This is a genomic window from Kurthia sp. YJT4, from assembly GCF_030219945.1.
GTDB lineage: Bacteria > Bacillota > Bacilli > Bacillales_A > Planococcaceae > Kurthia > Kurthia gibsonii.
Genome location: NZ_CP126689.1, coordinates 1,594,176 through 1,617,557 on the forward strand (window position 1 = coordinate 1,594,176; position 23,382 = coordinate 1,617,557).

The window sequence follows — 23,382 nt, forward strand, 5'->3', positions numbered from 1 at the left end:
GGAGGCTTACATATGGACGTTAGACAATTAATTTATTTTACAGAAGTAGCAAGACAACAAAGCTTTACAAAAGCTGCTGCTTCCCTACATGTAACACAACCAACTCTCAGTAAAGTTGTGAAGCTACTTGAAACAGAATTGAATACGACTTTAATTGATCGTTCCCAACGAAAAAGCGTACTAACAGATGCAGGCGAATTAGTTTACGAGCGAGCACTCAAAATTATTCAAATGGTCAATGAAGTACATCTCGTATTAGAGGACTTAGAAGATTTAAAAAAAGGACATATTAAACTCGGTATGCCACCGCTTATTGGCATTTTATTTTTCCCAGAAATGATGAAAGCTTTTCAAAAAATCTATCCTGAAATTACGATTACACTAGATGAAGTAGGGGCAAATGTCGTCAAAGAACGCGTATTTGATGGGGACTTAGATGGCGGATTTGTCATGTTACCTGCACATGAAGAAGATTATGACTTACTTCCCTTCACTACAGAACAAGTACAGCTTATTGTTCATCAGGATCATCCTCTCGCTGCAAAAGAGAATGTATCAATGCTCGATTTAAAAAATGAAAAAATGCTGTTATTTAGTGACGACTTCACCATTCATGACCGTATTATCGAAGAATGTGAAAAAGCAGGATTCATTCCCGATGTTGCATTTATTAGTTCGCAGTGGGATTTCATTAGCCAAATGGTCGAACATAATCTAGGTGTAGCTCTTTTCCCAGAATCCATCGCCGCAAAAGCGAATGCTGATATCATTAAAACGATTCCCGTATATCCTGTCATTCCTTGGGAAATTTCATTCATTACGAAAAAAGGTCGCTATTGTTCACACGCTATGAAAAAGTTTATCGAATTTATTAAAGATAATTATTCCAAAATGGAATAGAAAATATAAAAATATTTAATTTTACGAATGGTTAAAACAGGTGTACAATTTGATATAGACTTATTAGATAGAAGGAAACTATATGAAAATTATACAAATTTGTGTGCAAATTTTAATCATCACAACTTTTTTACTCATAGGGAATGCAATACATTCGTATGCACACTTACCAATTCCGGGAAGCGTCATCGGTCTTGTACTTCTCTTTTTGGCACTGTACCTCCGTATTATTCCATTAAAATTGGTAGATGTTGGAGCGAAATTATTAACTGCCGAACTACTTTTATTTTTTATCCCTTCAGCAGTGGGAATCATGAATTACCCTGACTTATTCGGTATAGTGGGTATAAAACTTATTATTATTATTTTTATAAGTACAGTTTTTGTCATGATGGGTACAGGCGTGACAGCTCACTTTCTTTCAAGAAAGAAGGTGCAAACTGATGATTTCAAGTCTTAGTCTTGGTATCGTTTTAACTTTATTCATTTATATGCTCAGTAAAATACTCGCAAAGCGTTATCCATATCTTTGGCTTTCGCCTCTTATTATCTGTCCTGTTACGCTCGTACTATTTTTAAGTGTGTTTCATGTTAACTATGCGACCTACGCGCGCGGAGCACATTATATTAGTTTATTATTGGGTCCTGCAACAGTGGCTTTTGCAGTTCCTATTTATAAAAATCGCGCGTTAATTAAACAATATGCTACGGCTATTCTTGGTAGCCTCATTATTGGGGTAATCATCGCTTTCACATCATCTTATTTTTTAGCAAAATCATTAAATTTTTCAAGTCAGATGGTTCATAGTATGATGCCGCGCTCTATTACAACACCGATTGCCATGGATCTTTCTACCATGCTAGGTGGACAACCCAATCTAACAGCGATTTTCGTTATTGTCACTGGATTAGCTGGTAGCATTGTTGGGCCGCTAGTTATTCGATTCATGCGAATTCGCAGTGCTTCTGCTCGAGGTTTACTACTCGGTATGGGTGCACATGGTTGTGGCACATCAACTGCTTTTTCCATCGGTGAATTGGAAGGATCTTTCGCTTCTGTTGCGATGATTTTAGCAGCGCTTGTTAGTATTATTTTATCCATCTTTTTCTTTTAAAACTAATATCCTATAAGAAAGAAGTCGCTCTAATATCCAAGGCGACTTCTTTCTTTTTAATATATATTAATTTTCCAACAAGATTCTCAGTTTATTCTTCTTGAATGATTTTTCAAGTAAATTATGTTGATTTTCGAAGTATCAACAAAAAGTCGCACGATTAATCCTCACTTTTTTGTTATTTGGTCAAACTCAACTTCTTCTAACATTTGTAGATACTTTCATTCTTTATACGTCTCTATTTCTATTTTCTTCAGACTAATGATGTAAATTGTAGCTTATATAACACATCTGAAGTTTTGTTACTAGGTTATTTAATCAATTCAAACTATAATAAATTAAACAATGGCTATTCAAATAAAAAGTAGAAATAGCACTACTTTATATAGAAAGAAGGAATTTCATGACACAAACATCACGCTTCATACGAGAAATAAAAGACTTTTGGTATCCTACTTATAATCAAAATGGTTACCCGCATGTACAACAAGCTTTTCTTTTACCACCTGAAAGACAACAAGAATTTGATCCCTTTATTTTATTAGCTGAAGATTGGTTTAAACGCGGCGTATTCGGTGATCATCCACATCGTGGTTTTCAAACTGTAACGTATGTAGTAGATGGACGTTTAGAGCATATCGATAATGCTGGCGGATACAGTATATTAGATGCTGGTGACATACAGTACATGAATGCGGGATGGGCAGCACGTCACGCTGAAGAGGCTTATGAAGATGATTTAATTCACACTTTACAGCTTTGGTTGAATTTACCCAAGGCTTTAAAAAACACCGAAACAAGCTATCAAAATATTCGTTTAGAAGATGCACCTGTTGTTGCCATCGAAAAAGGCTTCATTCGCATTTATTCTGGTGAGTTTTTAGGTGTAAAAGGTCCAATGAATAGTTTAGTTCCGATTACAATGACCGAAATTACGCTATATGAAGGAGCTGAATATACGCATATTCTTCCAGAAAACCATAATGCTTTTCTTTATATGTTAGCTGGTGAAATGACTTTTGGTGAGTCATCTACTTCTCTTAACAAAACAGGTGTTGCAACGATTTCTTATAATGAAGATATAAATGCTTCAAAAGAAAGTGAATTAAAAATAACAGCGAAAACACGTGCAAAGGTACTGATTTATTCAGGTGTACCTATTCGTGAACAAGTGGCATTAGGTGGTCCTTTTGTGATGAATACACGCGAAGAGATTATGGAAGCTTTTCAAGACTTACAGCGTGGCGTATTTGGTCCACCTGCTATTAAGAAATAATCGTTTGAATCAGAAAAAGAGCAGAAAGGCATATGCCCTTCTGCTCTAAATTTTCGTTCGGTATTTATTATTTCTCTACTTATTCTTTTTGCGTTGATCGGCATGTGTTTCTTGTTTACGATTTCGATCATTTTTATGCTCAATTGCAGTAGCTCGTAACTCAATATAGAGTGAGATGACGACAATGGCAATAACCGAAATGATGACAATGATTTGGAACCAAAACGGCCAATCAAAATCTAGAATATACAATGTTGCTGAAATAATAAAGAAAAAGTAAGCGATAATTCGTGCTTTTTGTCCCCACCAAATCTGTAGTACAACAAATACTAGAAATAATATGAGCGCAATCACTTTTACATATTCCATATCAACACCTCGTATTCATCATACCATGTTTTAATACAGGAAGCTAAAGTTTTAAAATTGATACACACTATGCAAAATATGAATTGGCTTTTAAATATGAAAATGACTCAGCAAATGACTTTCTCAGTTCATCTCGCATAGAACCGTTTGTTGTTTTAACAATTTGTCCAAAAATTTTATACTGTGTTAATTCTGGATCTTTTAACTTTACGATATCTGTAGACATTACATGAATTAGTGCTTTTTCATTTTTTTCACGGATTTCTTTAATTAATTCAATTGCTGGCATTGTTTCAACTAAATCTAAACTGATGTAATATAACTCTGCTTGATCTGACTCTAAAAAGCGTATAATGCTTGACGGCTTTCTTGTTGTCAAATTAAATTCTGCATTGATACCTTTTACTTTAGCAAATTTAAATAATGTACTATGTACCAATTCAATATATGAGTAATCTTCTTCACAAATTATTACTTTCATATTACTTTCCCCCAAAGCGATGTTAAATCGTGCTTTCTCTATATACAATCTATATCATAATATCGTTAATATTATCATTAAGTTGGTATTTCTTTCAACAAAATTCGACAAATTAATCTTTTATTTTTTATTTTTTTACATTATATAATACTTTTTTTAACAATAAAGGTTATAAAAAGTTATTTTATAATTATTTATGTTTATAAAGAAAGAAAATCTAACCATTTATTTTATAAGATAAAAGTTCAAAAACAATTGTTTTTATAGGTATTCTTTTCTATTTTTTAATAATTTTTAATTACCCTAATTCGACTTTATATTAAAAATACATTTTTCGACAATTCCATTTCGTTAATAGCTCTCTTTTTTGGGGTATAATAATGAAAAGAGGAGGGATTATTCGTATGACTGAATCAACAAAAATTCATGCACAACCTTTTGAAAAGACTGGGAAAGATGTAGGCATCTTTTTAATTCATGATTTTGGTGGCTCCCCTGCACATTTATATCCAATCGCCACTGCTTTTGCAGATGCGGGTTATTCTGTTAAACTTCCTCGCTTACTTGGACATGATACGTCCCCGGAGGAATTAAATCAAGTAAATTATACGGAAATTTTAAAATCTCTTGAACTAGAATTTGAACCATTCTTTGAAGAAATGGAATACATTATTTTACTCGGCTTCGCAACAGGTGGCGCACTTGCTCAACAACTTGCTACAAAATATGAAGTTGAAGGACTTATTTTAATCAACTCTCTCTTCCAACCACCTTTAAAATTAATGGAGGAGGCTGAAACAGCTTTAAAACGAGATGTTGACTATGTTCCACGTGGTACAGTAGATGTTAAAAATAAACGTGCTGAGCATGCACTTTATGCTAAATATCCAACACGACTCATTTTAGAATTAAAAGAAGTAAGTGAAAAAATTCAAGAACAAGCTAATCTCATTACAACCCCCGTCTTAGTATTACAGTCTATTGAAGATCATGTATATCCACCTTCGAATGCAGATCACCTTGTGAACGCTTTTAACTCACGTGAGAAGCATTTAATCATGTTATATGATAGTTATCACTATGCTGTGATTGATTATGATCAACAACGCATTTTTAAACAATGTTTATATTTCGTAAAAGGATTGGACCCTACACGCGAAGATTAAATAGTATGTAACACAAAATGAGAAGTGGCTAAAAGCCATTTCTCATTTTTTCTATGTGATTTGAATTAGTACCAGCCGTTTGAAACCCAGAATTGTTTTGCTTTTTCCCATGAACCATAACGTTGTTTCACATAGTTATCCGCTACACGTTCTTGGTTAGCTGCTGAATAGTCACCATTTAGATAAGATTTATCTAATTGGTATTTACCAATATATTTACCTGTTGCACTTCTTGCTTCATATGAGTTGCTTGATTCTTTTTGGGCAATCCATGATTTCGCTGAAGATGATGAACCTTGGTATGATGATGCATTACTTGCTTTTTGTGTTGATTGATATGACTTTGTTTGTGCTTGTTGTTTTTGTTGTACTGGCGCTTTATATGTTGATTTTGCTTGTGTTTGTTGTTGCGCTGGTGCTTTATATGTTGATTGTGTTGTTTGTTGTTTTACAGGAGCTTGGTAAGTTGCGTTGCCATTGCCGTCACCAACTTCTAGTTGAGCGCCTGCATAGATTAAGTTTGCTGATTTAATATGATTCATATTTTGAAGCGTACGCACTGTTGTGTTGTGCTCTGCTGCTAATTTCGATAGTGTGTCACCTGATTGGATCGTAATTGTCTTCGCTGACGCTGTACCTGCGAATGCTGCTGTTGATAATGCGATGGCACCTGTCAGTGCGATAATTTGTTTTTTCATAATGTGAAATGTCCTCCTCGGTTTTTCTAACTGTCATTACTATACCAAGCATAAATTTCAATCAGATGTCAGTTCATTCTCACACATGTTACAACAATATTACACATAGTGGTATAATTTGGATGTAAAAGCCTTAGATTGCTGTATTTTCACTAAAAACCGTATAGAATCAACATTTTAAACATCCATTTTTTTACTTCAACATTCTTTTCATTCAAAAATAAAACTACTTTTTTTATTTATTTTTTTATAAAATAATCGAGATTTCATAAAATTTTATCGTATTTTTTATACATAACGGACTCTTATATGACAAAAACAGCTTCTATTTCAGTACATATAAAAAAAGATGAAAGGAAAATCCCTTCATCTTTTTTCTACATTATTTGAGTTTCTACTATTATATGTTGGTTAAAACGGACCGTAATTCATCGCATGTGCCACAATTAAAATAATAATGCTGACAATCACTTGTGCGATAAAGAATGGAATATACCATCTTACCCACTTATTCCACTGGATTCCCGCAACTGCAAGTGCAGCGATTAATGCACCATTTGTCGGGAACAATAAGGCTGCAATCCCATCGCCTAATTGGAAAGCGAGAACTGCCGTTTGACGCGTAACATTCACTAAATCAGCAAGCGGCGCCATAATTGGCATTGTTAAAGCTGCTTGTCCACTTTGTGATGGAATTAAGAAATTAATCACCATTTGAATAAACATCATCGCAACTGCTGTTAAAGCAGATGGGACACCTGATAACATATTGCTCATATAATGAAGCATTGTGTCTAATAAACCGCCTGATTGGAAGATAACAAGGACTGCCTGTGCTAAACCGATAATCAATGCACCACCAAGTAGTTCACTGGCACCTTTTACAAAGCTGTTCGCGATTTCTGATGGAATTAAACCACCAACAATCCCCATAATAATACCTGTCAATAAGAATAGACCTGCTAATTCAGGAATAAACCACTCATACAGTTTGACACCTAAAATAAGTACAACAAAGTTTAGCATGAATACGGTTAATACTAATTTATGACGTAATGTCATTTTTAACGTCTTGTCTTTATCTTTTGGACTAAACTGACCGAACTTACCGTAAATACCGAGTTCTGGATTTTTTTGGACTTTTGAAGCATGACGATAAATGAAAAAGCTCGCCATTAATACAAAAATAATAAATACGACAATACGAAGTCCCATACCTGAGAAGGTTGGAAGTTCTGCAATGCCTTGTGCAACTGCGGTTGAGAATGGATTTAAAAACCCGGCTGTGAAGCCCATCCATGCACCCATTACAACAATTGCAAAACCAGTCACTGCATCAAAACCAAGTGCAATGGTCAAAGGAACGATGAGTGCTACATAAACGGCAACTTCATCACTCATCCCCATTGTTGCACCACAAATCGCAAAGAATAGTACGAATACAGGGATCATCAATTTTTCTTTACGCTTCATTTTTTCAGCAAATGTCACAACAAATGTATCAAGCGCACCTGTTGCGTTCATAATACCGAAAACACCACCGATAATTAGTACGAAGAAGATTGTTCCTGCACCATTTACCATACCTGCATGAATACTTGTGAAAATATCTAGAAATCCAACAGGTGTATTGTCCACAAATTGAAAGGAATCGGCTACTAATATTTCACGTCCATCCTTCTCTACCTTATCAAACTGACCAGCAGGCACAAAATAAGTTAAAATAGCTGAAATCACAATTAAACTAAAAATTAATACATATGCATTAATCCCTTGTGCTGCTCCTTTTTTTGCTTTATCTCTCTTAAACATCTTGATGTATAACTCCTAACGATTAATTGAATATTTATGATATAAATTGTTTTTAAATGCAGTCATAATTATACATTCAAAAAATTTTTTATACAATACTATTTCAACTTTTTTCGACAAAAAAACAAAAAAGAATACGTTTATACACTAATATTATCCACTTAAATGAATAATTGGTATAAACGTATTCATGTACATACATTATTTTAAGGATTGTAAATAGATGATTTGCCCTTCATATACAAAAGAAGAGTCTAACTGATTCAAAATTAACAAGTTTTGTTCTGTTGTTTGGTACTTTGCCGCGATACTCGATAACGAATCACCTTGCTGAATCACATAACGTAATGGTGTATTCTTTTGTGCTAGATTTTTCTTATTCCCTCTTACATCAACAACTAATTTTTGTTTAATTTGAATGGTCGCATGCGTTAAACCATTCCATTTCTTTAATTGTGCTGTCGTAATACCATGTCGTGCGGCAATACTTGTTAATGAATCACCTTTTTTCACACGATAGTATTTAGTCGGTGTATAGATGATTCTTTGAGTAGGTACAACTTGTTGACCATTTTGTTCTTTTACTTCTGCGCTATCTAAAATACTTTCTGGTTTCGCATTCGCTGTAGTTTCTGTTTCACCAGCTACAGTAGTCGATTTTAGACGATCAAACCTTGTTAAATCATAGCGTTCGATAATTTGATTCAGCTTTTTACTATAGCTTAAGTCACTCGCATATCTTCCTGCTAAAATAGCTGTCGCATCTCTGTAACTTTTTGTATTCTCCTTCCATGCCCCTGCATAATAGTTTGGACTATATGTTAGCCCATTCCGAATAAGTTTTGCATAATCTTCTAAAGACTCTGTATACGATGTATATTTTTTAAATGTAGAGCGTATTTGATATGTGCCGCTATCTTTATACTCTTTCGTTTGGAAGGTTGCACCTTGGCCATTGGATTTCCCTTTCATACCAAAAAGATTATAAATCGGTGCTTGGCTTAGCCCACTATTGCCATAATTACTTTCTAAAATAGTTTGTGCCAACATAACAGAGGCATAAATACCATATTGATTACTTAATCTGACAACCTCAGGTGAGATTTGATTGATGAATGGATGACTTGTAGATATTGATGGGAGGCTTTTCTTTGGGGTAGCTTGCGCGTATAAAGATGAAGTCGTTAATGGTACAGCTAAAATACTCACAGATAATATTAAGCTATACAATCTTTTTTTTCTATTCAATTAAAATACCACCTTTTTTTACAAATAATGTATCATTCCACTTATTTACATACCCGATATTTTTTTATCTTAACCTTTTTTACAAGAATGGAACCTTTCTCAAATTTTATAGTCTATGTAAAGAGATTGGCTAAACTATGCTACAATAGCTATTGAAATTTAAAGGAAAAGAGTGACATCATTGAATTATGAATTACTAAAAGCCATTAATGATTTGGCTGGAAAATCTTCTGTTGTAGATGCAATCATGATTTTCGCAACAAACTACGCAGTTCCCGTTTTTGCAATCGTCTTACTAATGATGTGGTTCTTTGGAAAAGAGTATATGAAAAAAACCGTTGTTTACTCCGCTCTTTCAGGTGTTCTTGGTATTTTAATAAATGTACTGATTAGTAAAATTTATTTTGAGCCACGCCCATTTGTGACACATGATGACTTAAATGTATTAGTAGATCACGCAAGAGACGCTTCATTCCCAAGTGACCATACGACAGGTGCAATTGCACTTGCTTTTGCGATTGCACTACGCAACAAACGAATCGGTATTGTCATGATGGTATTTGCACTTATAACAGGTTTTTCTCGCATGTATGTTGGAAACCATTATCCTGGTGATGTAGTAGTAGGTATCGTAATCGGTTTATTAGTCGCCTACACTGTAAATAAACTGGCATTTTTAGTTGAACCGCTTGCTAACTTTATTGTTGCAGTTTATCGTGCATTACCATTTGTACCAAAGAAAACAATATAATTGTTTTATACTACACATAAAGGGTAAACAATTTTCATACCGAAAGTTGTTTACCCTTTTCTATATGTTTTGTCAAATGAAAAAACTAAATTAATTGACAATTCTAACGATTAGATGTATGATTAGTTCACAAAGTTGACACAGTTTACGGAATGCTTCATACAAAAGGAGGAAATCATCATGAACATCTACGACATTATTTTAATTGCTGCAGGTTTGATTTCAATTCCCGTCGTTTGTGCAATCTGGTTAGACTTCTCTTATAGTAAAGGTAAAAAAGTTTCATTTTCTCTACCACGTATGTTAGGTTGGTACGCTGCAATCTTCGTTATTTCTTATGTACCAGCTGCATTTATGATTTACAACATGAAAAACTAAAAACGGTGATATATTTCAAACATACCTACCATGACTAAAAAACCAAGTAGTCACTTGACGGACAAGTGACTACTTGGTTTTTTTGGCTCTTCTAACAAAAAAAGAAGCTACTTTATCGTAGCCTCTTTCATTTTATTGTTAACTTTTCTTCCTTTGCGCTATGATTTTAAACACCAAGTGCTGTAGATAGCATAAAGATAAAGAAAATACCCCCAAGAATACCTAGAATATTTACAACAACTAATACATTTCTTTCTCCTTTATACACACTAACTGCTGTTAAAATGGCACCAATCATATATAAGAAGAAACCTAGAAAAATAAATACATTACTTGATAAAAAATCAATTGCCTGATCTGTAAATGGTGGTACTAATAGAAATAAACCAACAAATACAAAAAAGAACGATGCTCGTGAAAATGCGCGTGACATAGTAACACTCCTTTTTTAAATCGTACAAAATCCCACTAGATAGCATACCATGAAACACATAGTAACTCCTAGTGGGATTTCAGAGATGACAAGAAATCGTGCAATTTTTGTTAATTTTCACCAGCTGTTTGTTTTAACGTACGAATGAAGACTTCTTCTGGTTCCGCACCGATAATACCAAAGCGATTATCAAACACAAAAAATGGTGCACGGTCTACACCAATTTGTTGTGCATCATATGCATCTTGGTCAAGTTCTTGTTGGTAGTCTTGCTCCTCTAAAATTCGTTTTGCTTCTTCTTTTGAATAACCGAGTTCTTCAATTAAGGCAAATAAATATTCTCGATCTGCAAGATTTTCCCCTTCAACAAAGTGCCCTTGCATTAATCTTTCTGTCCATTCATGCTCTTTTTGCTCTTTTGCCATCCATTTTGCAAGGCGATGTGCATCTGCTGTATTCGCTGGAATCATTGTATCAAAATGATACGTTAATCCGACTTCGTTCGCATGTTGTTGTAATTCTGCTAAAAATGTATCCACTTTTTCAGCTCGTCCATCCATACTTTCAAGCAAATAGTCTTTATAAGGTTGTTGAACGGCGCCTTGAATTTCTGGATGTACTTCGTAATTTTTATATTGAATTTCGATTGGCTCTTGTAGATTCGCTTTTTCAATTGCTTGCATGAGTTTTTGCTTGCCTATATAACAAAAAGGACACGTATAATCTGTAAAAACTTCAATTTTCATGATGTACCCCTATCTCCAGGCACTCATACCACCTCGTACATTTGTGATGTCTGAAAAGCCTAGTTTTTTTAATTGTTTACATGCCTGCATACTGCGCATACCGCTCTGACAAATTACAACGACTTTTTTCGATGAATCGAGTGTACTGTAATTTGATCCCAGTGGCATATTTTTAAATTCTTTAATATGACGACTCTTATATTCTGCTGGTGTTCGAACATCTAAATAGATTGTATTTGCAGGTTTCTTTTTTAGTTGTTCTTTTAAATCGGCTGTTGTCATTTGATTTACGCCCTTTGCCCCTTTCATACGTAGGACAAAAAATAATACAACGACAGCAGCTATAATGATCCAAACCATATTGTTCCCCTCCTTACATTAAAATATCAAACCAAATTTTTGCGGCTGTTGCTAAAATCAGAATAGCTAGGAAAATTTGTAATGCTTTAATATTCATTTTTTTACTTACTTTTGTTCCAATAGGTGCTGCAATTAGACTTGCTACAATCATAATAATCGCGGGAATCCAGTCCACTTGCCCTGTTGTAATCTTGCCGATTGAGCCACCAATAGACGCGATAAACGTAATGGCAAGACTAGATGCAATCGTAATACGTGTTGGAATTCCTAGTACGACTAACATAATCGGTACAAGGATGAACCCTCCACCTGCTCCAACGATTCCTGATGCGACACCAACTAGAATAGCTAAAAAGAAAGCTAATCCCTTATTAAAAACAATGTCACCTTGTTGTTCAACTTTTTTCTTTGGTATAAACATCATAACAGCAGCTAATATCGCGAGTATACCATATACCATGTTGACACTTTCTTCATTAAAGTAACTTGAACCGAAGCTACCGACAAAACTACCGAGTACAATTCCTGTACCCATCGTTAAAATGAGTGGTTTATGCAGTAAATTACTACCACGATAAGCAAGTACGCCCGCAATGGAAGCAAACATGACTTCCACTGCGCTAATACCTGATACTTGATGTGATGTAAATGCTGCAAAACCAAATAGTGGCGGTACATACAGTAATAATGGGAACTTAATAATCGCCCCGCCAATACCGAGCATACCTGAAATGAAGCTCCCAATTAATCCAATCCCAAATATGGTTAAGATCCATGTAATATCCACGGGAGTCCCTTCTTTCTAGATGAAGGTATTTATGCTTTTTGTAAGATAAATACGTATTCATCTCCATTTTCTTGTTGTTCTACAATCTTGTTGCCACTTGCATTTGCCCATGCTGGAATATCTGCTAATGCACCTTTATCTGTTACAGTTACTTCTAACACTTGACCTGATTCTAATTGGTCCATTGCTTTCTTCGTACGTACGATTGGCATTGGACAAGATAAACCTTTTGCATCTAGTTGTAAATCAATTTTCATTTTTATATCCTCTTTTCATTTTAATTATATAGAAATAGTTATTAATCCTCAAATACTTATCTTACTGCACAGCGGTTCGGTCCGATTTCCATCTCTGTTTGTTCATCAGCTGATGGCGTTAAACGTCCCATATTCACATGGCGAATTTGCGTATAAGCATTTGGTTGTGGTGGTAAGTTGTCTGTTACTGTTTTACGGAATTCTTCTTCATTTTCAATATTTAAGCCATGGTTTTCTGCTAATAAGTCACCAAAACGTTTACCTACTGTACCATCTTCATTTAATTCTTCAATAATCATAAAGTGCGCTGGTAACACGTATAAATCCTCACTTAATTGGCGATAACGATTGTAAAGTGTTTCACGTAAATCACCCACCCAATCTTCTGCTAAACCAGCTAAGTCTGGGCGACCAATTGAATCGATGAATAAAATATCACCTGTTAAGAAATATTTTTCGTCAATAATGAATGATGTAGAACCAATTGTATGTCCTGGTGAATAGATCGCTTGAATATCAATTTTAGTTTGACCGATTTGTACAGTTGTTGCATCTTCAAGTGGTGCATAATCAAACACGACTTCTTCTGCATCTTTTGGCGGTAAATAGTATGTTGCACCCGTTTTTTCTGCTAGTAAACGACCTCCTGAAATATGGTCTGCATGTAAATGTGTATCGAATACGTGACGAATAACGGCATTTTTTTCTTTTGCAAAGTTTTCAAATACATCTGCAAAACGTACAGCATCGATTACTGCTGCTTCCCCTTCTGAAATTACCATATAAGACAGACAGCCTTTACCTAGACGAACAAATTGATATAATTCGCCACCATTTTCTAAATCAGCTACTTTTAAAGGCTCTAAATAGCTACTCCAAGCTTTCATACCGCCTTCTAAATAACCTACTTTTACACCAGCTTCATCTAACATTTCAGCTACCATGACAGATGAACCTTCTTTAGCACATACAACTAAAATTTCTTTGTCTTTTGGTAATTGAGGTACTAATTCTTCTACACCGTCTAGTAAATCGAAGTAAGGAATATTCATATATTCGAAGTTTTCACCGTCAATTTTCCAATCTTCAAATGCATCTTGATTACGTACATCTAAAATAAATAATTGTTTTTTATGAATGACATAGTTTGCTACTTTTTGAGCTGTCCATTTTTCCATTTTAAATTACCCCCATAGGTATTATTTTTTCGTAAATAAAAGGGATGTCTATCTAGGATAGACAAAACCCTGTTTGTCTTGTAATTAGAAGCTTAATGATGGTGCGGCATCTTTTGCAAATTCTAAGAATGTTACAGCGCCACCTACATCGATTCCGTCAATTAAATCTTCTTTTTGAATATTCATAACGTCCATTGTCATTTGACAAGCGATGAATGTTACACCTAGATCTTGTGCCATTTCTACTAATTCAGGAATTGATGGTACGTTTGCATTCGTAAAACCTGCTGCTACTTGCTCACTACCTGCTGGTGCTGCTAAGTGGTGCATACCTTGTTTATGGATTAAATTTAAACCTTCGAATGTGAAGAAAATAGCTACTTCTTTTTCTGTTGCTGCTGCTGCAGTTGCGATATTGAATACTTTATAAGCGTCGAAAAGACCACCGTTACTTGCGATAATTGCTACTTTGTTTGACATAATTGTTTTCCTCCAATAATTAAATAGTTTTTTCTAATTCACCTGTGTATGCTGTCATACCAGGTAAAACATTATATACATGTTTAAATCCATGTTCTGCTAATTGTTGGCACGCTAAATCACTTCTTGTACCTGTTCTGCAGATTACATAGTATATTTTTGTTTTGTCTAATTTCCCTATATTATCCAATAATTCTCCAAAAGGAATTGATGTTGCACCTTTTATATGTCCAAAGGCATATTCAACTTCTTCACGAACATCTAATACGATTGAATCATTCGAAATATTCTGCACTTCTTCAAGTGAAGCAGTTTGTTCAAATGTTTTTTCACGTTCTTCTGCTTCATTACATTTACGTAGGTAATGTTTTAACACAGAACCTTCTTCAACTAAACCAATGTACTGATGTCCTGTTGAAGCTGCCCAAGCTTGTAAGTCCGCTTTGGAGCCCGCATCCGTAGCAATTACTTCTACTGTTTCGCCAACCTCCATTGTATTCATCGTTTTTTTTGTTTTAACGATAGGCATTGGACAAGCTAAACCTTGTACATCGAGTTGATGATCTGTTCTCATTTCTCTGCCTCCCTATACCACTATGGGTATTTTTCTTTCTAAAAAAATAGGTTTGCGATAATGCATAACCGATTTCCTAGTTACACTATAGTATACCCCGACAGGTATTGTCAACAATTTAATTCAAAAGAAAATAGTCACACTTTCAATAAAGCTATGTTGAAACTTTATTCATATTATCAAAAAAACAATAGAATTACTTTTATGATTCCTTTATACTATTTTTATAAACAGTCAGGAGGAACCACAATGAAAAAGCTATTAAATTTTAAAACAATCAAAATGCGCATTTTATTTAGTTTTGCGATTGTTTTAGTTCTATTTTTAGGCTATGGGTATTATAGCCTAACTGTAATTAAGAATGTCCAAGATGGTATGAATGTTATGGTATCAAAAGATTTAAAACTACAAATTGCAAATCAACGCGTTGCATCAAATTTCTCTGTGCAAATTGCAGCTGCACGCGGCTATATTTTGTCTGATGATCCGAAATATAAAGATATTTTCGAAGAATACAATAAGTCGCGAATGGAGAATGAACACACAATCAATCAAATTAGCGATAAAGAAATTGCAAAGGACTTAGTAGACAAAACAGACAGTTGGTATACATATATTCAAGATGAAGTATTTGCTGTATATGAAAAAGGTGATGTCAAAACTGCTGCAAAAAATTTAACTTCTGTTGATGAAGCAGGTACAGAAATCCGAAAAGGTTTTGAAGAATTAGCTGATTTACGTTCAGATGCTATGGCAAAAAATGGTGAGGAACTTTATAAAATCGCTAAAAAAGGTGAAGTATATACATTTATTCTAGCAGTTATTATTATTCTCTTAACCATTGTTATCTCTATGCTTTCTGCTCGTGTTATTTCACAACCAATCATTACGATTACTGCTCGTCTGAAAAAGATTGCTTCTGGAGATTTAACGGAAAAGACAGTATCTGTTACACGCCGTGATGAAATTGGTCAATTAGGTTATGCTTCAAACGACTTAACAGAAAAATTACAACATACCATTGCTTCTATGCAAGATGTGGCACAAAATGTGGCAGGTCATAGTGATTCATTAGCACAGTCAGCAGATGAAATTAAACAAGGTTCAAATCAAATCTCTATAACGATGCAAGAATTAGCTGAAGGTACAGAAGAACAAGCATCGCACGCAGGAGAACTCTCTTCTTCTACAGATGCTTTCGTACAAGTGATTCGTACTGCAAGTGACAAAGGAAACGAAATTTATAATCACTCTACACAAGTACTTGATTTCACATCAAATGGTGCTGAACTAATGGAAAAATCAACAGACCAAATGAAAACAATTGATCAAATTATGAATCATGCAGTTGAAAATATGCAAGAATTAAATCGTGAATCAGAACAAATCTCCATGCTTGTGAAAGTGATTAATGGGGTTGCAGATCAAACAAACTTACTTGCACTCAATGCTGCAATTGAAGCGGCACGTGCAGGTGAAGCTGGTAAAGGATTTGCCGTTGTGGCAGATGAAGTGAGAAAATTAGCAGAGCAAGTATCAAGTTCAGTAACGGATATTTCAAATATCGTTGAAAAAATTCAAGCAAATACAACATTAGTGTCCACTTCTTTAGAACATGGTTATGGCGAAGTTGTACGTGGCACAGAACAGATTCAAACAACGAGTGAAACATTCGAAACAATCCATAAAGCTGTGACTTCAATGGCTACAGGAGTTAAAAGCATCTCGAACGATTTACAAGACATTGAACAATCTTCACGTACAATTCAAGTAGCAGTCGATGAAATTTCATCTGTCTCAGAAGAATCTGCTGCAGGGGTAGAAGAAACAACAGCTACGATTCAACAAACAACAAGTTCAATGGAACAAATCTCTTCAAATGCTGATGAACTGGCAACAATGGCACAACAATTAAATCAAGTAGTACGTCAATTTAAGTTATAAAATACACTCAGGCTGGGACATAAGTGCAAAAAACACATCCCACATGAGCGTAAGAAAAACTGAGACTGAGACAAAAGTATTTTCAACATAGCAAATCCCGTATGATTCGAAAAATCATACGGGATTTGTTCATTCACATCAATTTCCGCTTCGAAAAATGAATAAAGGTAGGCAAGAAAAGAACGCAACGTCCTGTTGCAAATCTTTCCCCACTACATCACGTAGCGTTCGGGCATGGCTTCAAACTCCTCGTCACTACGTTCCTGTGAGGTTTTTAGCTCATGCTATTCCCACAAGAGTCGTTTTCTACGCGTTCAATTGATTTGATCATTCGCATTTGAGACATATTATTTTGTTCTGTCCCAGGCTCGTTCTTCGTTGCGAACGCTAAAAAAGGAGATGACATGTTTTGTCCCCGACTCTTTTTATATGCATTTATTTGTTACAATGTTATTAAAAAGATGAAAGGAGCGAGTAAAGAGATGAAACGCATTTTTTTAATTGAAGACGATAAAGCCATCGCCAGACAAATTCAACAGCATTTTCAGCATTGGGGTTTACAGACCACTATCGCAAACGATTTTCAACAAATTATGAAGGAGGTGCGTAGTGTAGATCCAGCTCTCGTTATTATTGATATTCAATTACCCGCATACGATGGCTTTCATTGGTGTCGAGAAATACGCGCAGAGTCGAAAATTCCAATTATCTTTTTATCTTCGCGCGACCAACCAATGGATTCCATTATGGCGATGCAATTAGGAGCAGATGATTATGTACAAAAACCTTTTCACATGGATGTATTACTCTTTAAAATCCAAGCACTTTTAAGAAGAACTTATGAGTATACACAAGTTGAAAAAGAAACGGTACATCAATGGAATGGCATTCAAATTGATTATGCAAGAAGCGTTCTCCTACGCAATCACCGACAAGTCGAACTGACGAAAAATGAGCAATTTATTTTAAAAGTATTACTAGAAAAACCGGATGAAATTGTTTCAAGAGACGATTTAATGCGTCGATTGTGGGATGATGAGCGCTTCGTCAATGACAATACATTAACCGTAAACGTGAACCGTTTACGCCATAAATTAAGTGACATCGGTTTAGATGATGTCATTGAAACGAAAAAGGGGTTAGGTTATGTAGCAGTGACGAAAGGAAACCTGGCAACATGATGAAACTATTTTTCAAAGATCATCTCATCTGGTTTTTATTATTATTTGTTTTATTTCTTTGGATGAATCTTTTATTTATATTAGATACAGGCTTACAGACTGTTTCTGTTATTTATTTGAATGGAACATCATTATTTATTGTAGTAGTGGTTGTAAGTATTTATGCCCTATGGTGGCGAAAACAATTAAAAAAACAGGCCTTTTCTTCTTATCATGCTTCTTCTGTTATGGGGCTTTATGAAAAAGAATATGAGCGGTTACGTGTAGAATTAAAACAAGCTGAAAATCAATTATTCACGAAGTTTCAAGAACAGGCTGATGAACAAATACGTTGGATTCATGAGATGAAAACACCGTTAACTGCGCAAAAGCTCATGATTGATGCACTCCCCCCGTCCCCTGCAAAACAGCAAATTGATTTAGAGTGGCATCGCTTGCATTTTTTATTAGATCAAACATTACATACATTACGCATGGAAAGCCTAGAACAAGATTTAATTTTACAAGAGGTCTCTCTCCGTCCACTTGTAATAGAAGAAATCAAACAGCTACGAAGCTGGTTTTTAGAAAAAGAGCTTGAAATTAATTTAGACGACTTCTCTACTTCCATCTACAGTGATGCAAAATGGTTACGTTTTATTTTGCGTCAAATTTTATCGAATGCGATTAAATATAGTCACGTTGGTCAATCTATCCATATTTACAGCGGGACATCACAAGATGGGCATACATTTTTAGCCGTTCAAGATACAGGTGTCGGGATTGAACAACATGATCTACCACGTGTTTTTCAACGTGGCTTCACAGGAGGTTACGGACGTAAACAGCAGGCGGCTACAGGGATGGGTCTTTATTTAGCACAGAATATCGCGCGTAAACTAAAAATCCAACTACAAGTAGATTCAACTGTCAAACAAGGGACAACCGTTCGCTTATATTTCCCTCACCCGAATACATTTGTCGACCTTCAAGCAATATGACAAAAATGTCACGTAAAACGAACGATTGTCACATCGATTCGCTTTAAGATGAATATAAGACTTGAAGGAGGCAATATACAATGGATCTTGTAAAAGCACGTAAACTAACAAAAAGTTATGGTAAAAAACAAAACGTACAACAAGTATTAAAAGGGATTGATTTAGATGTACAAGCTGGTGAGTTTGTGGGGATTATGGGCGCGTCGGGTTCTGGCAAAACGACATTATTGAATGTTTTATGCTCGATTGATACACCGACTAGCGGCATTGTCGAAATTAATGGACATGCGTTACATGAGCAATCGTCGAAAAAATTAGCACAATTGCGTCGAACAGAGATGGGGTTTATCTTTCAAGATTACAACCTCTTAGACACATTGACGGTTAAAGAAAATATTCTACTACCGCTCGCTGTGAATAAAATTAAAAAAGACGAAGCAGAGTCTCGCTGTGTGACACTGATGAAACAACTTGGGATTGAAGAGTTAAAAAATAAATACCCAAATGAAATTTCAGGTGGTCAAAAACAAAGAACAGCTGCTGCACGTGCATTAATTATGAAACCATCGATTATTTTTGGAGATGAACCAACAGGCGCACTTGATTCAAAATCTGCAACCTCTCTACTTGAAAGTTTAGAAGCATTAAACAAAGCTTATCGTGTAACAATTATGATGGTCACACATGACCCTGTAGCCGCAAGCTATTGTAATCGCGTACTCTTTTTAAAAGATGGTTCAATCTATACGGAATTATATAAAGGGGATCAAACACATAAACAGTTTTTTGCACAGATTATGAATACACAAGCTGTATTAGGCGGTGATTTACGTGAGCTTTAATACGCTTGTCTTTCGAAGTATGCGAAAAAATATTCGTCACTATTATCTTTATTTCTTCGCTTTAATTTTTAGTGCTACACTCTACTTTTCATTCACAACGATTTCGTCAAATGATGATGTCACACATATGCGAAACGCCGATTTAAAAGTGGGAGCTGCTTTCCAAGTAGGTTCGATTATTTTAATCATCATTGTGGCTGTCTTTGTTTTTTATGCCAACCACCTATTTATGAAGCGTCGCAGTCGTGAAATTGGCTTATATCAACTCATTGGTATGCCAAAATCAAAAATTAATAGCATGATTTGTATTGAAAACTTTATTCTTTTCACATCCGCAGTTAGTCTTGGCGTGTTAATTGGCTATTTCTTCTCACGTTTTTTCACAATGGCCTTTTTAAAAGTCATCGGTAGCGATGATTTTGTGGAGATGTACTTTTCGACAGATGCACTAGTACAAACACTTATTGTTTTTGCGATTATTTTTGGTTTTATCTTATTACAAACAATGTGGCTGATCGCCCGTTCAAAGCTATTAGATCTTTTCCAAGCTGAAAGTAAGTCCGAACAACAAATCAAAAAAATCGCGCCTTATCAGCTCGTTCTTGGACTACTTGGCATTGTATTGATTGCTTTCGGCTATTACCGTTCGAGCATTTTATTTGAAGTAAAAAATACGATTACATTGAATGACTTATTTATTGCGATGGCAATTATTTTATTCTCTGTTATCATTGGAACATTTTTATTTTTCCGTTACTCTGTTTCTTTTTTATTCAACGTCATCCGCTCGAGTAAAAAAGGACATCTTAATATCACAGATGTTGTAGCAGTAACACCAATTATTCACCGTATTCGTTCAAGTTCACTTTCGCTATCACTTATTACGATTTTAACCGCACTTGCACTTGGCATTTTGTCACTCGGCTCAATCGCTTATTATGGCATACATGCTACAGCGAATCAAAATTCATCGTATGACTTTGTTACATTCAACAATCAAGGTTCTTTTGAACAACAATTAAAAAAGGAACAGATTGATTTTAAAAAGCAAACGTTTCAGATTGTAAGTGCCGATATCGACACACAAAATTTATTGAAGGAAAAACCAACAGATGATGCACTTGAAAACATTTCAAACAAAACACAAGTTGTCGCATTCTCTGACGCCAAAAGAGTATTCCCTTCCATTAACATAACAGATGATGAAGCTTATTTAACAGGCTATAGTCAAATGATGGCGAGTATTATTCCACTTGAAAGTGGGCGTACCATTCAAGTGTTACTACCTGGTCTTACAAAAAATTTGCGCGTCAAAACAATTGAAAAGCAGGCGATTGTCCCTTCGTATTTAACATCGGGCGTTCCAGCAGTCGTTGTTTCAGATGCATTATTTAAGCAGCTACAAGAAAATAAAAAAGTTCAAAAAATGACAGCTTGGCATTCATTCACAGGCTATACAGTTCCAGAACAGGACATCAAACAGGCTACAGAGCTTTACTTTAAAACTACAAATGATGGCACATTCAAATCGAAAAAACAAGAACTGCATCCAAAACCAAAAGCCATCTTAATTAAGGCATTACAAGAACAGATGGGACTTGTTATTTTTATTGTTGGTTTTATCGGTCTTGCTTTCTTATTTACATCTGGTAGTATTTTATACTTTAAACAAATGTCAGAAGCAGATGAAGAACGAACTTCGTTTACAACGATGCGAAAAATCGGCTTCTCTGAACAAGAGATTATGCGTGGCATCTATATGAAGCAACTATTTAATTTTGGTATTCCACTCGTAATTGGTCTATTGCACAGTTACTTTGCGGTCAAATCCGGATGGATGTTCTTTGGTACAGAACTTTATACACCCCTCTTTATGACGATGGGAATTTATATTTTACTCTATTCCATTTTCGCCCTTTTAACGACACAGTATTATAAAAATGTTGTGCGACAAGCACTTTAAATAGTACACTGTAGAGGATTATGTTTAAAGGAGTCGGCATAGATGGCACAAATGAATGAACTAGATCGCATGATGCTTATGCGTAAATTAGCAGAGTTAGCAAAAATGCTAGAAGACAAAACTGTTACAGAAGAACAATATTTAAAAGAAAAAGAAAAATTAATGGAGATGTTACGTAAGTTTAATATGGACATCTAGCCTATAAAAAGAGTCTTTTCAGGCTCTTTTTTCTATTCAGGGTCCATTATATCGACTTTTCCCTTTTGCTTTTGTAAATGCGTAAAAGCCTGTTCAAACGCTTTTATTTCTTCATCTGATTTAAACGTAACGACAGAATTTTTTTGAACTTGATCAAAACTCTCCATTTTATACACATCGACTTGTTTTACTTCACCTAGCTTATTACTACAAGCACTTAATATTATGAAAACACTCAAAATAGAAAGTAACAAAAGAATCTTTGAACACGATTTTTTACCATATGTACCCTTCATGGATGGCAATCCCCTTTCAAAAAGAACGCGTATTTTAATACCTCACTATAATACCATTAATAGGTATTATTGTTATTAATATACCATTTTTTTATAGAGGCAAATTTTCTACGTGTTCAGTATCCTTGTAGGAAAAATGCTGCGCGCTGTTCTTTCACCCAATCTTCTAGTGTATCTTGACTACGGTGTACTAAACGGTTTACGAGGACATCATGCCATATATAATCTTCTAATAAACGAATGTGTATAGGGTCATCTGTATAAAAGGCAAGTGGTCGTTCTTTTAGTGAAGGGCCATAAATCATATGTGTACTATCAACCGACACGATAAACCAGCGACTCGCTGTTGGCTTCTCTGTAAAATAGGTTGCGCGGTGACGGTCAACTGTCGGTAAACCATTCTCTACATGTAGTGTAATGCCATGCACCGTTACTTTTTTCGCTGTTTCTTCTAATACAGGACGTAATAACTCGTAAACATCATCCCACATCGAAATTAAAATTTTCTCCTTTGCTTGTCCAATTAACGTACGACAGTAACTGAGAATCGCTTCTTCTTCTTGTAAATGAAGAACGGTCGGTTTTTCTTGTTGCTTTTTTTCTTCCAATTCTTTTAGTGTATCCGATAGTTGTGTAAATTCATGTTGCCAACTTGTTGCTGTCTTTTGTAAAAATACCTCGACAGGCAATGCTTGATAACGGACTTTATCCGTTGCTTCTTGTTTTGATACGATTCCTTTTTCAACAAGACTATTCAACACATCATAGATACGCGCGCGTGGAATTCCTGAATCTTTACTAATTTGATACGCCGTCACATCGCCATTTTGAATGAGCGCTAAATACGCTTTCGATTCGTATTCTGTATAACCTCTTTGCTTTAAAATCTCAATAATTCTCTGCATATTGCCACTCCTCTCTTTTTTCTGAATTCTTTATTTACAAGTATACCATAATTAGTTACTATTG

At 35.0% G+C, this 23,382-nt stretch carries 28 protein-coding genes; 13 read left to right on the forward strand and 15 right to left on the reverse strand.

The genetic code is table 11. From position 1 onward, the window contains the following. Window positions 1–12 precede the first annotated feature (12 nt). The 4 genes from QN089_RS07810 (at window position 13) to QN089_RS07825 (ending at window position 3,291) form a co-directional block, all read left to right on the forward strand. Window positions 13–900, forward strand: coding sequence for a LysR family transcriptional regulator (locus QN089_RS07810; protein WP_285215017.1), 888 nt, complete (start codon window positions 13–15; stop codon window positions 898–900). An 82-nt stretch (window positions 901–982) separates the two neighbouring features. Beyond that, window positions 983–1,360 carry a CidA/LrgA family protein gene (locus QN089_RS07815; RefSeq protein WP_068453328.1) on the forward strand — a complete coding sequence of 126 codons (378 nt, stop codon included), beginning with the start codon at window positions 983–985 and terminating at the stop codon, window positions 1,358–1,360. Then, window positions 1,344–2,015: an LrgB family protein gene (locus tag QN089_RS07820; RefSeq protein ID WP_068453326.1), complete on the forward strand. Its 672-nt coding sequence runs from the start codon at window positions 1,344–1,346 to the stop codon at window positions 2,013–2,015. The genes QN089_RS07815 and QN089_RS07820 overlap by 17 nt, the downstream gene beginning before the upstream one ends. 403 nt (window positions 2,016–2,418) lie before the next feature. Further along, window positions 2,419–3,291, forward strand: a complete 873-nt coding sequence (locus QN089_RS07825) for a pirin family protein (protein ID WP_285215018.1) — start codon at window positions 2,419–2,421, stop codon at window positions 3,289–3,291. A gap of 75 nt (window positions 3,292–3,366) precedes the next feature. Here QN089_RS07825 and QN089_RS07830 read toward each other — a convergent pair whose 3' ends face one another. After that, entirely contained in the window at window positions 3,367–3,660 is a 294-nt protein-coding gene (locus QN089_RS07830; protein ID WP_068453322.1) for a hypothetical protein, read from the reverse strand. Window positions 3,661–3,727: 67 nt separating this feature from the next. Next, a complete protein-coding gene (locus QN089_RS07835) occupies window positions 3,728–4,141 on the reverse strand; it encodes a hypothetical protein (protein ID WP_068453321.1) in 414 nt (137 codons plus the stop codon). A 404-nt stretch (window positions 4,142–4,545) separates the two neighbouring features. Here QN089_RS07835 and QN089_RS07840 point away from each other — a divergent pair, with 404 nt between their 5' ends. Beyond that, window positions 4,546–5,307: an alpha/beta hydrolase gene (locus QN089_RS07840; RefSeq protein ID WP_285215019.1), complete on the forward strand. Its 762-nt coding sequence runs from the start codon at window positions 4,546–4,548 to the stop codon at window positions 5,305–5,307. 65 nt (window positions 5,308–5,372) lie between these two features. Here QN089_RS07840 and apf read toward each other — a convergent pair whose 3' ends face one another. The 3 genes from apf to QN089_RS07855 form a co-directional block, all read right to left on the reverse strand. Then, a complete protein-coding gene (gene apf / locus QN089_RS07845; protein ID WP_285215020.1) occupies window positions 5,373–6,005 on the reverse strand; it encodes an aggregation-promoting factor in 633 nt (210 codons plus the stop codon). A gap of 411 nt (window positions 6,006–6,416) precedes the next feature. Beyond that, window positions 6,417–7,817 carry a YfcC family protein gene (locus tag QN089_RS07850; RefSeq protein WP_087680839.1) on the reverse strand — a complete coding sequence of 467 codons (1,401 nt, stop codon included), beginning with the start codon at window positions 7,815–7,817 and terminating at the stop codon, window positions 6,417–6,419. A 201-nt stretch (window positions 7,818–8,018) separates the two neighbouring features. Further along, entirely contained in the window at window positions 8,019–9,065 is a 1,047-nt protein-coding gene (locus QN089_RS07855) for a glucosaminidase domain-containing protein (protein ID WP_285215021.1), read from the reverse strand. Between the two features lie 181 nt (window positions 9,066–9,246). Here QN089_RS07855 and QN089_RS07860 point away from each other — a divergent pair, with 181 nt between their 5' ends. Both QN089_RS07860 and QN089_RS07865 read left to right on the forward strand, forming a co-directional pair. Then, a complete protein-coding gene (locus QN089_RS07860) occupies window positions 9,247–9,816 on the forward strand; it encodes an undecaprenyl-diphosphatase (RefSeq protein ID WP_285215022.1) in 570 nt (189 codons plus the stop codon). Window positions 9,817–9,996: 180 nt separating this feature from the next. Next, entirely contained in the window at window positions 9,997–10,194 is a 198-nt protein-coding gene (locus QN089_RS07865) for a hypothetical protein (protein WP_068453309.1), read from the forward strand. Between the two features lie 166 nt (window positions 10,195–10,360). On the opposite strand, the gene QN089_RS07870 is transcribed toward QN089_RS07865, so the two are convergent. The 8 genes from QN089_RS07870 to QN089_RS07905 form a co-directional block, all read right to left on the reverse strand. Continuing rightward, window positions 10,361–10,627: a hypothetical protein gene (locus tag QN089_RS07870; RefSeq protein WP_068453307.1), complete on the reverse strand. Its 267-nt coding sequence runs from the start codon at window positions 10,625–10,627 to the stop codon at window positions 10,361–10,363. Between the two features lie 110 nt (window positions 10,628–10,737). Beyond that, window positions 10,738–11,373 (reverse strand): DsbA family oxidoreductase, encoded by a 636-nt coding sequence (locus QN089_RS07875; protein ID WP_285215023.1) that lies wholly within the window; start codon window positions 11,371–11,373, stop codon window positions 10,738–10,740. A 9-nt stretch (window positions 11,374–11,382) separates the two neighbouring features. Further along, window positions 11,383–11,733: a rhodanese-like domain-containing protein gene (locus QN089_RS07880; protein WP_068453303.1), complete on the reverse strand. Its 351-nt coding sequence runs from the start codon at window positions 11,731–11,733 to the stop codon at window positions 11,383–11,385. Window positions 11,734–11,746: 13 nt separating this feature from the next. Beyond that, entirely contained in the window at window positions 11,747–12,520 is a 774-nt protein-coding gene (locus tag QN089_RS07885) for a sulfite exporter TauE/SafE family protein (protein WP_068453301.1), read from the reverse strand. 29 nt (window positions 12,521–12,549) lie between these two features. After that, window positions 12,550–12,777 (reverse strand): sulfurtransferase TusA family protein, encoded by a 228-nt coding sequence (locus QN089_RS07890; RefSeq protein ID WP_068453299.1) that lies wholly within the window; start codon window positions 12,775–12,777, stop codon window positions 12,550–12,552. 56 nt (window positions 12,778–12,833) lie between these two features. Next, window positions 12,834–13,955, reverse strand: a complete 1,122-nt coding sequence (locus tag QN089_RS07895; RefSeq protein WP_285215024.1) for an MBL fold metallo-hydrolase — start codon at window positions 13,953–13,955, stop codon at window positions 12,834–12,836. 84 nt (window positions 13,956–14,039) lie between these two features. Next, on the reverse strand, window positions 14,040–14,435 hold the full coding sequence (locus tag QN089_RS07900) for a DsrE/DsrF/DrsH-like family protein (protein WP_141274379.1): 396 nt from the start codon (window positions 14,433–14,435) through the stop codon (window positions 14,040–14,042). Window positions 14,436–14,454: 19 nt separating this feature from the next. Then, window positions 14,455–15,009, reverse strand: a complete 555-nt coding sequence (locus QN089_RS07905) for a sulfurtransferase TusA family protein (RefSeq protein ID WP_068453292.1) — start codon at window positions 15,007–15,009, stop codon at window positions 14,455–14,457. A 249-nt stretch (window positions 15,010–15,258) separates the two neighbouring features. Between QN089_RS07905 and QN089_RS07910 the strand changes: the two genes are divergently transcribed. The 6 genes from QN089_RS07910 (at window position 15,259) to QN089_RS07935 (ending at window position 22,117) form a co-directional block, all read left to right on the forward strand. Further along, window positions 15,259–16,953, forward strand: a complete 1,695-nt coding sequence (locus QN089_RS07910) for a methyl-accepting chemotaxis protein (protein ID WP_165442705.1) — start codon at window positions 15,259–15,261, stop codon at window positions 16,951–16,953. A 482-nt stretch (window positions 16,954–17,435) separates the two neighbouring features. Further along, window positions 17,436–18,134, forward strand: a complete 699-nt coding sequence (locus QN089_RS07915) for a response regulator transcription factor (RefSeq protein ID WP_285215025.1) — start codon at window positions 17,436–17,438, stop codon at window positions 18,132–18,134. Next, a complete protein-coding gene (locus QN089_RS07920) occupies window positions 18,131–19,114 on the forward strand; it encodes a sensor histidine kinase (protein WP_068453278.1) in 984 nt (327 codons plus the stop codon). The genes QN089_RS07915 and QN089_RS07920 overlap by 4 nt, the downstream gene beginning before the upstream one ends. Before the next feature lie 80 nt (window positions 19,115–19,194). Then, the gene (locus QN089_RS07925; RefSeq protein WP_087680822.1) at window positions 19,195–19,956 is read left to right on the forward strand and encodes an ABC transporter ATP-binding protein; all 762 of its coding nucleotides are present in this window, start codon (window positions 19,195–19,197) and stop codon (window positions 19,954–19,956) included. Next, the gene (locus QN089_RS07930; protein WP_285215026.1) at window positions 19,946–21,919 is read left to right on the forward strand and encodes an FtsX-like permease family protein; all 1,974 of its coding nucleotides are present in this window, start codon (window positions 19,946–19,948) and stop codon (window positions 21,917–21,919) included. The genes QN089_RS07925 and QN089_RS07930 overlap by 11 nt, the downstream gene beginning before the upstream one ends. Before the next feature lie 42 nt (window positions 21,920–21,961). Continuing rightward, on the forward strand, window positions 21,962–22,117 hold the full coding sequence (locus tag QN089_RS07935; RefSeq protein ID WP_156422350.1) for a hypothetical protein: 156 nt from the start codon (window positions 21,962–21,964) through the stop codon (window positions 22,115–22,117). A gap of 32 nt (window positions 22,118–22,149) precedes the next feature. Here QN089_RS07935 and QN089_RS07940 read toward each other — a convergent pair whose 3' ends face one another. Continuing rightward, complete coding sequence (locus QN089_RS07940) at window positions 22,150–22,413, reverse strand: hypothetical protein (protein WP_285215027.1); 264 nt, start codon at window positions 22,411–22,413, stop codon at window positions 22,150–22,152. A gap of 116 nt (window positions 22,414–22,529) precedes the next feature. Beyond that, window positions 22,530–23,318 (reverse strand): TrmB family transcriptional regulator, encoded by a 789-nt coding sequence (locus tag QN089_RS07945; RefSeq protein ID WP_285215028.1) that lies wholly within the window; start codon window positions 23,316–23,318, stop codon window positions 22,530–22,532. Window positions 23,319–23,382 lie beyond the last annotated feature (64 nt).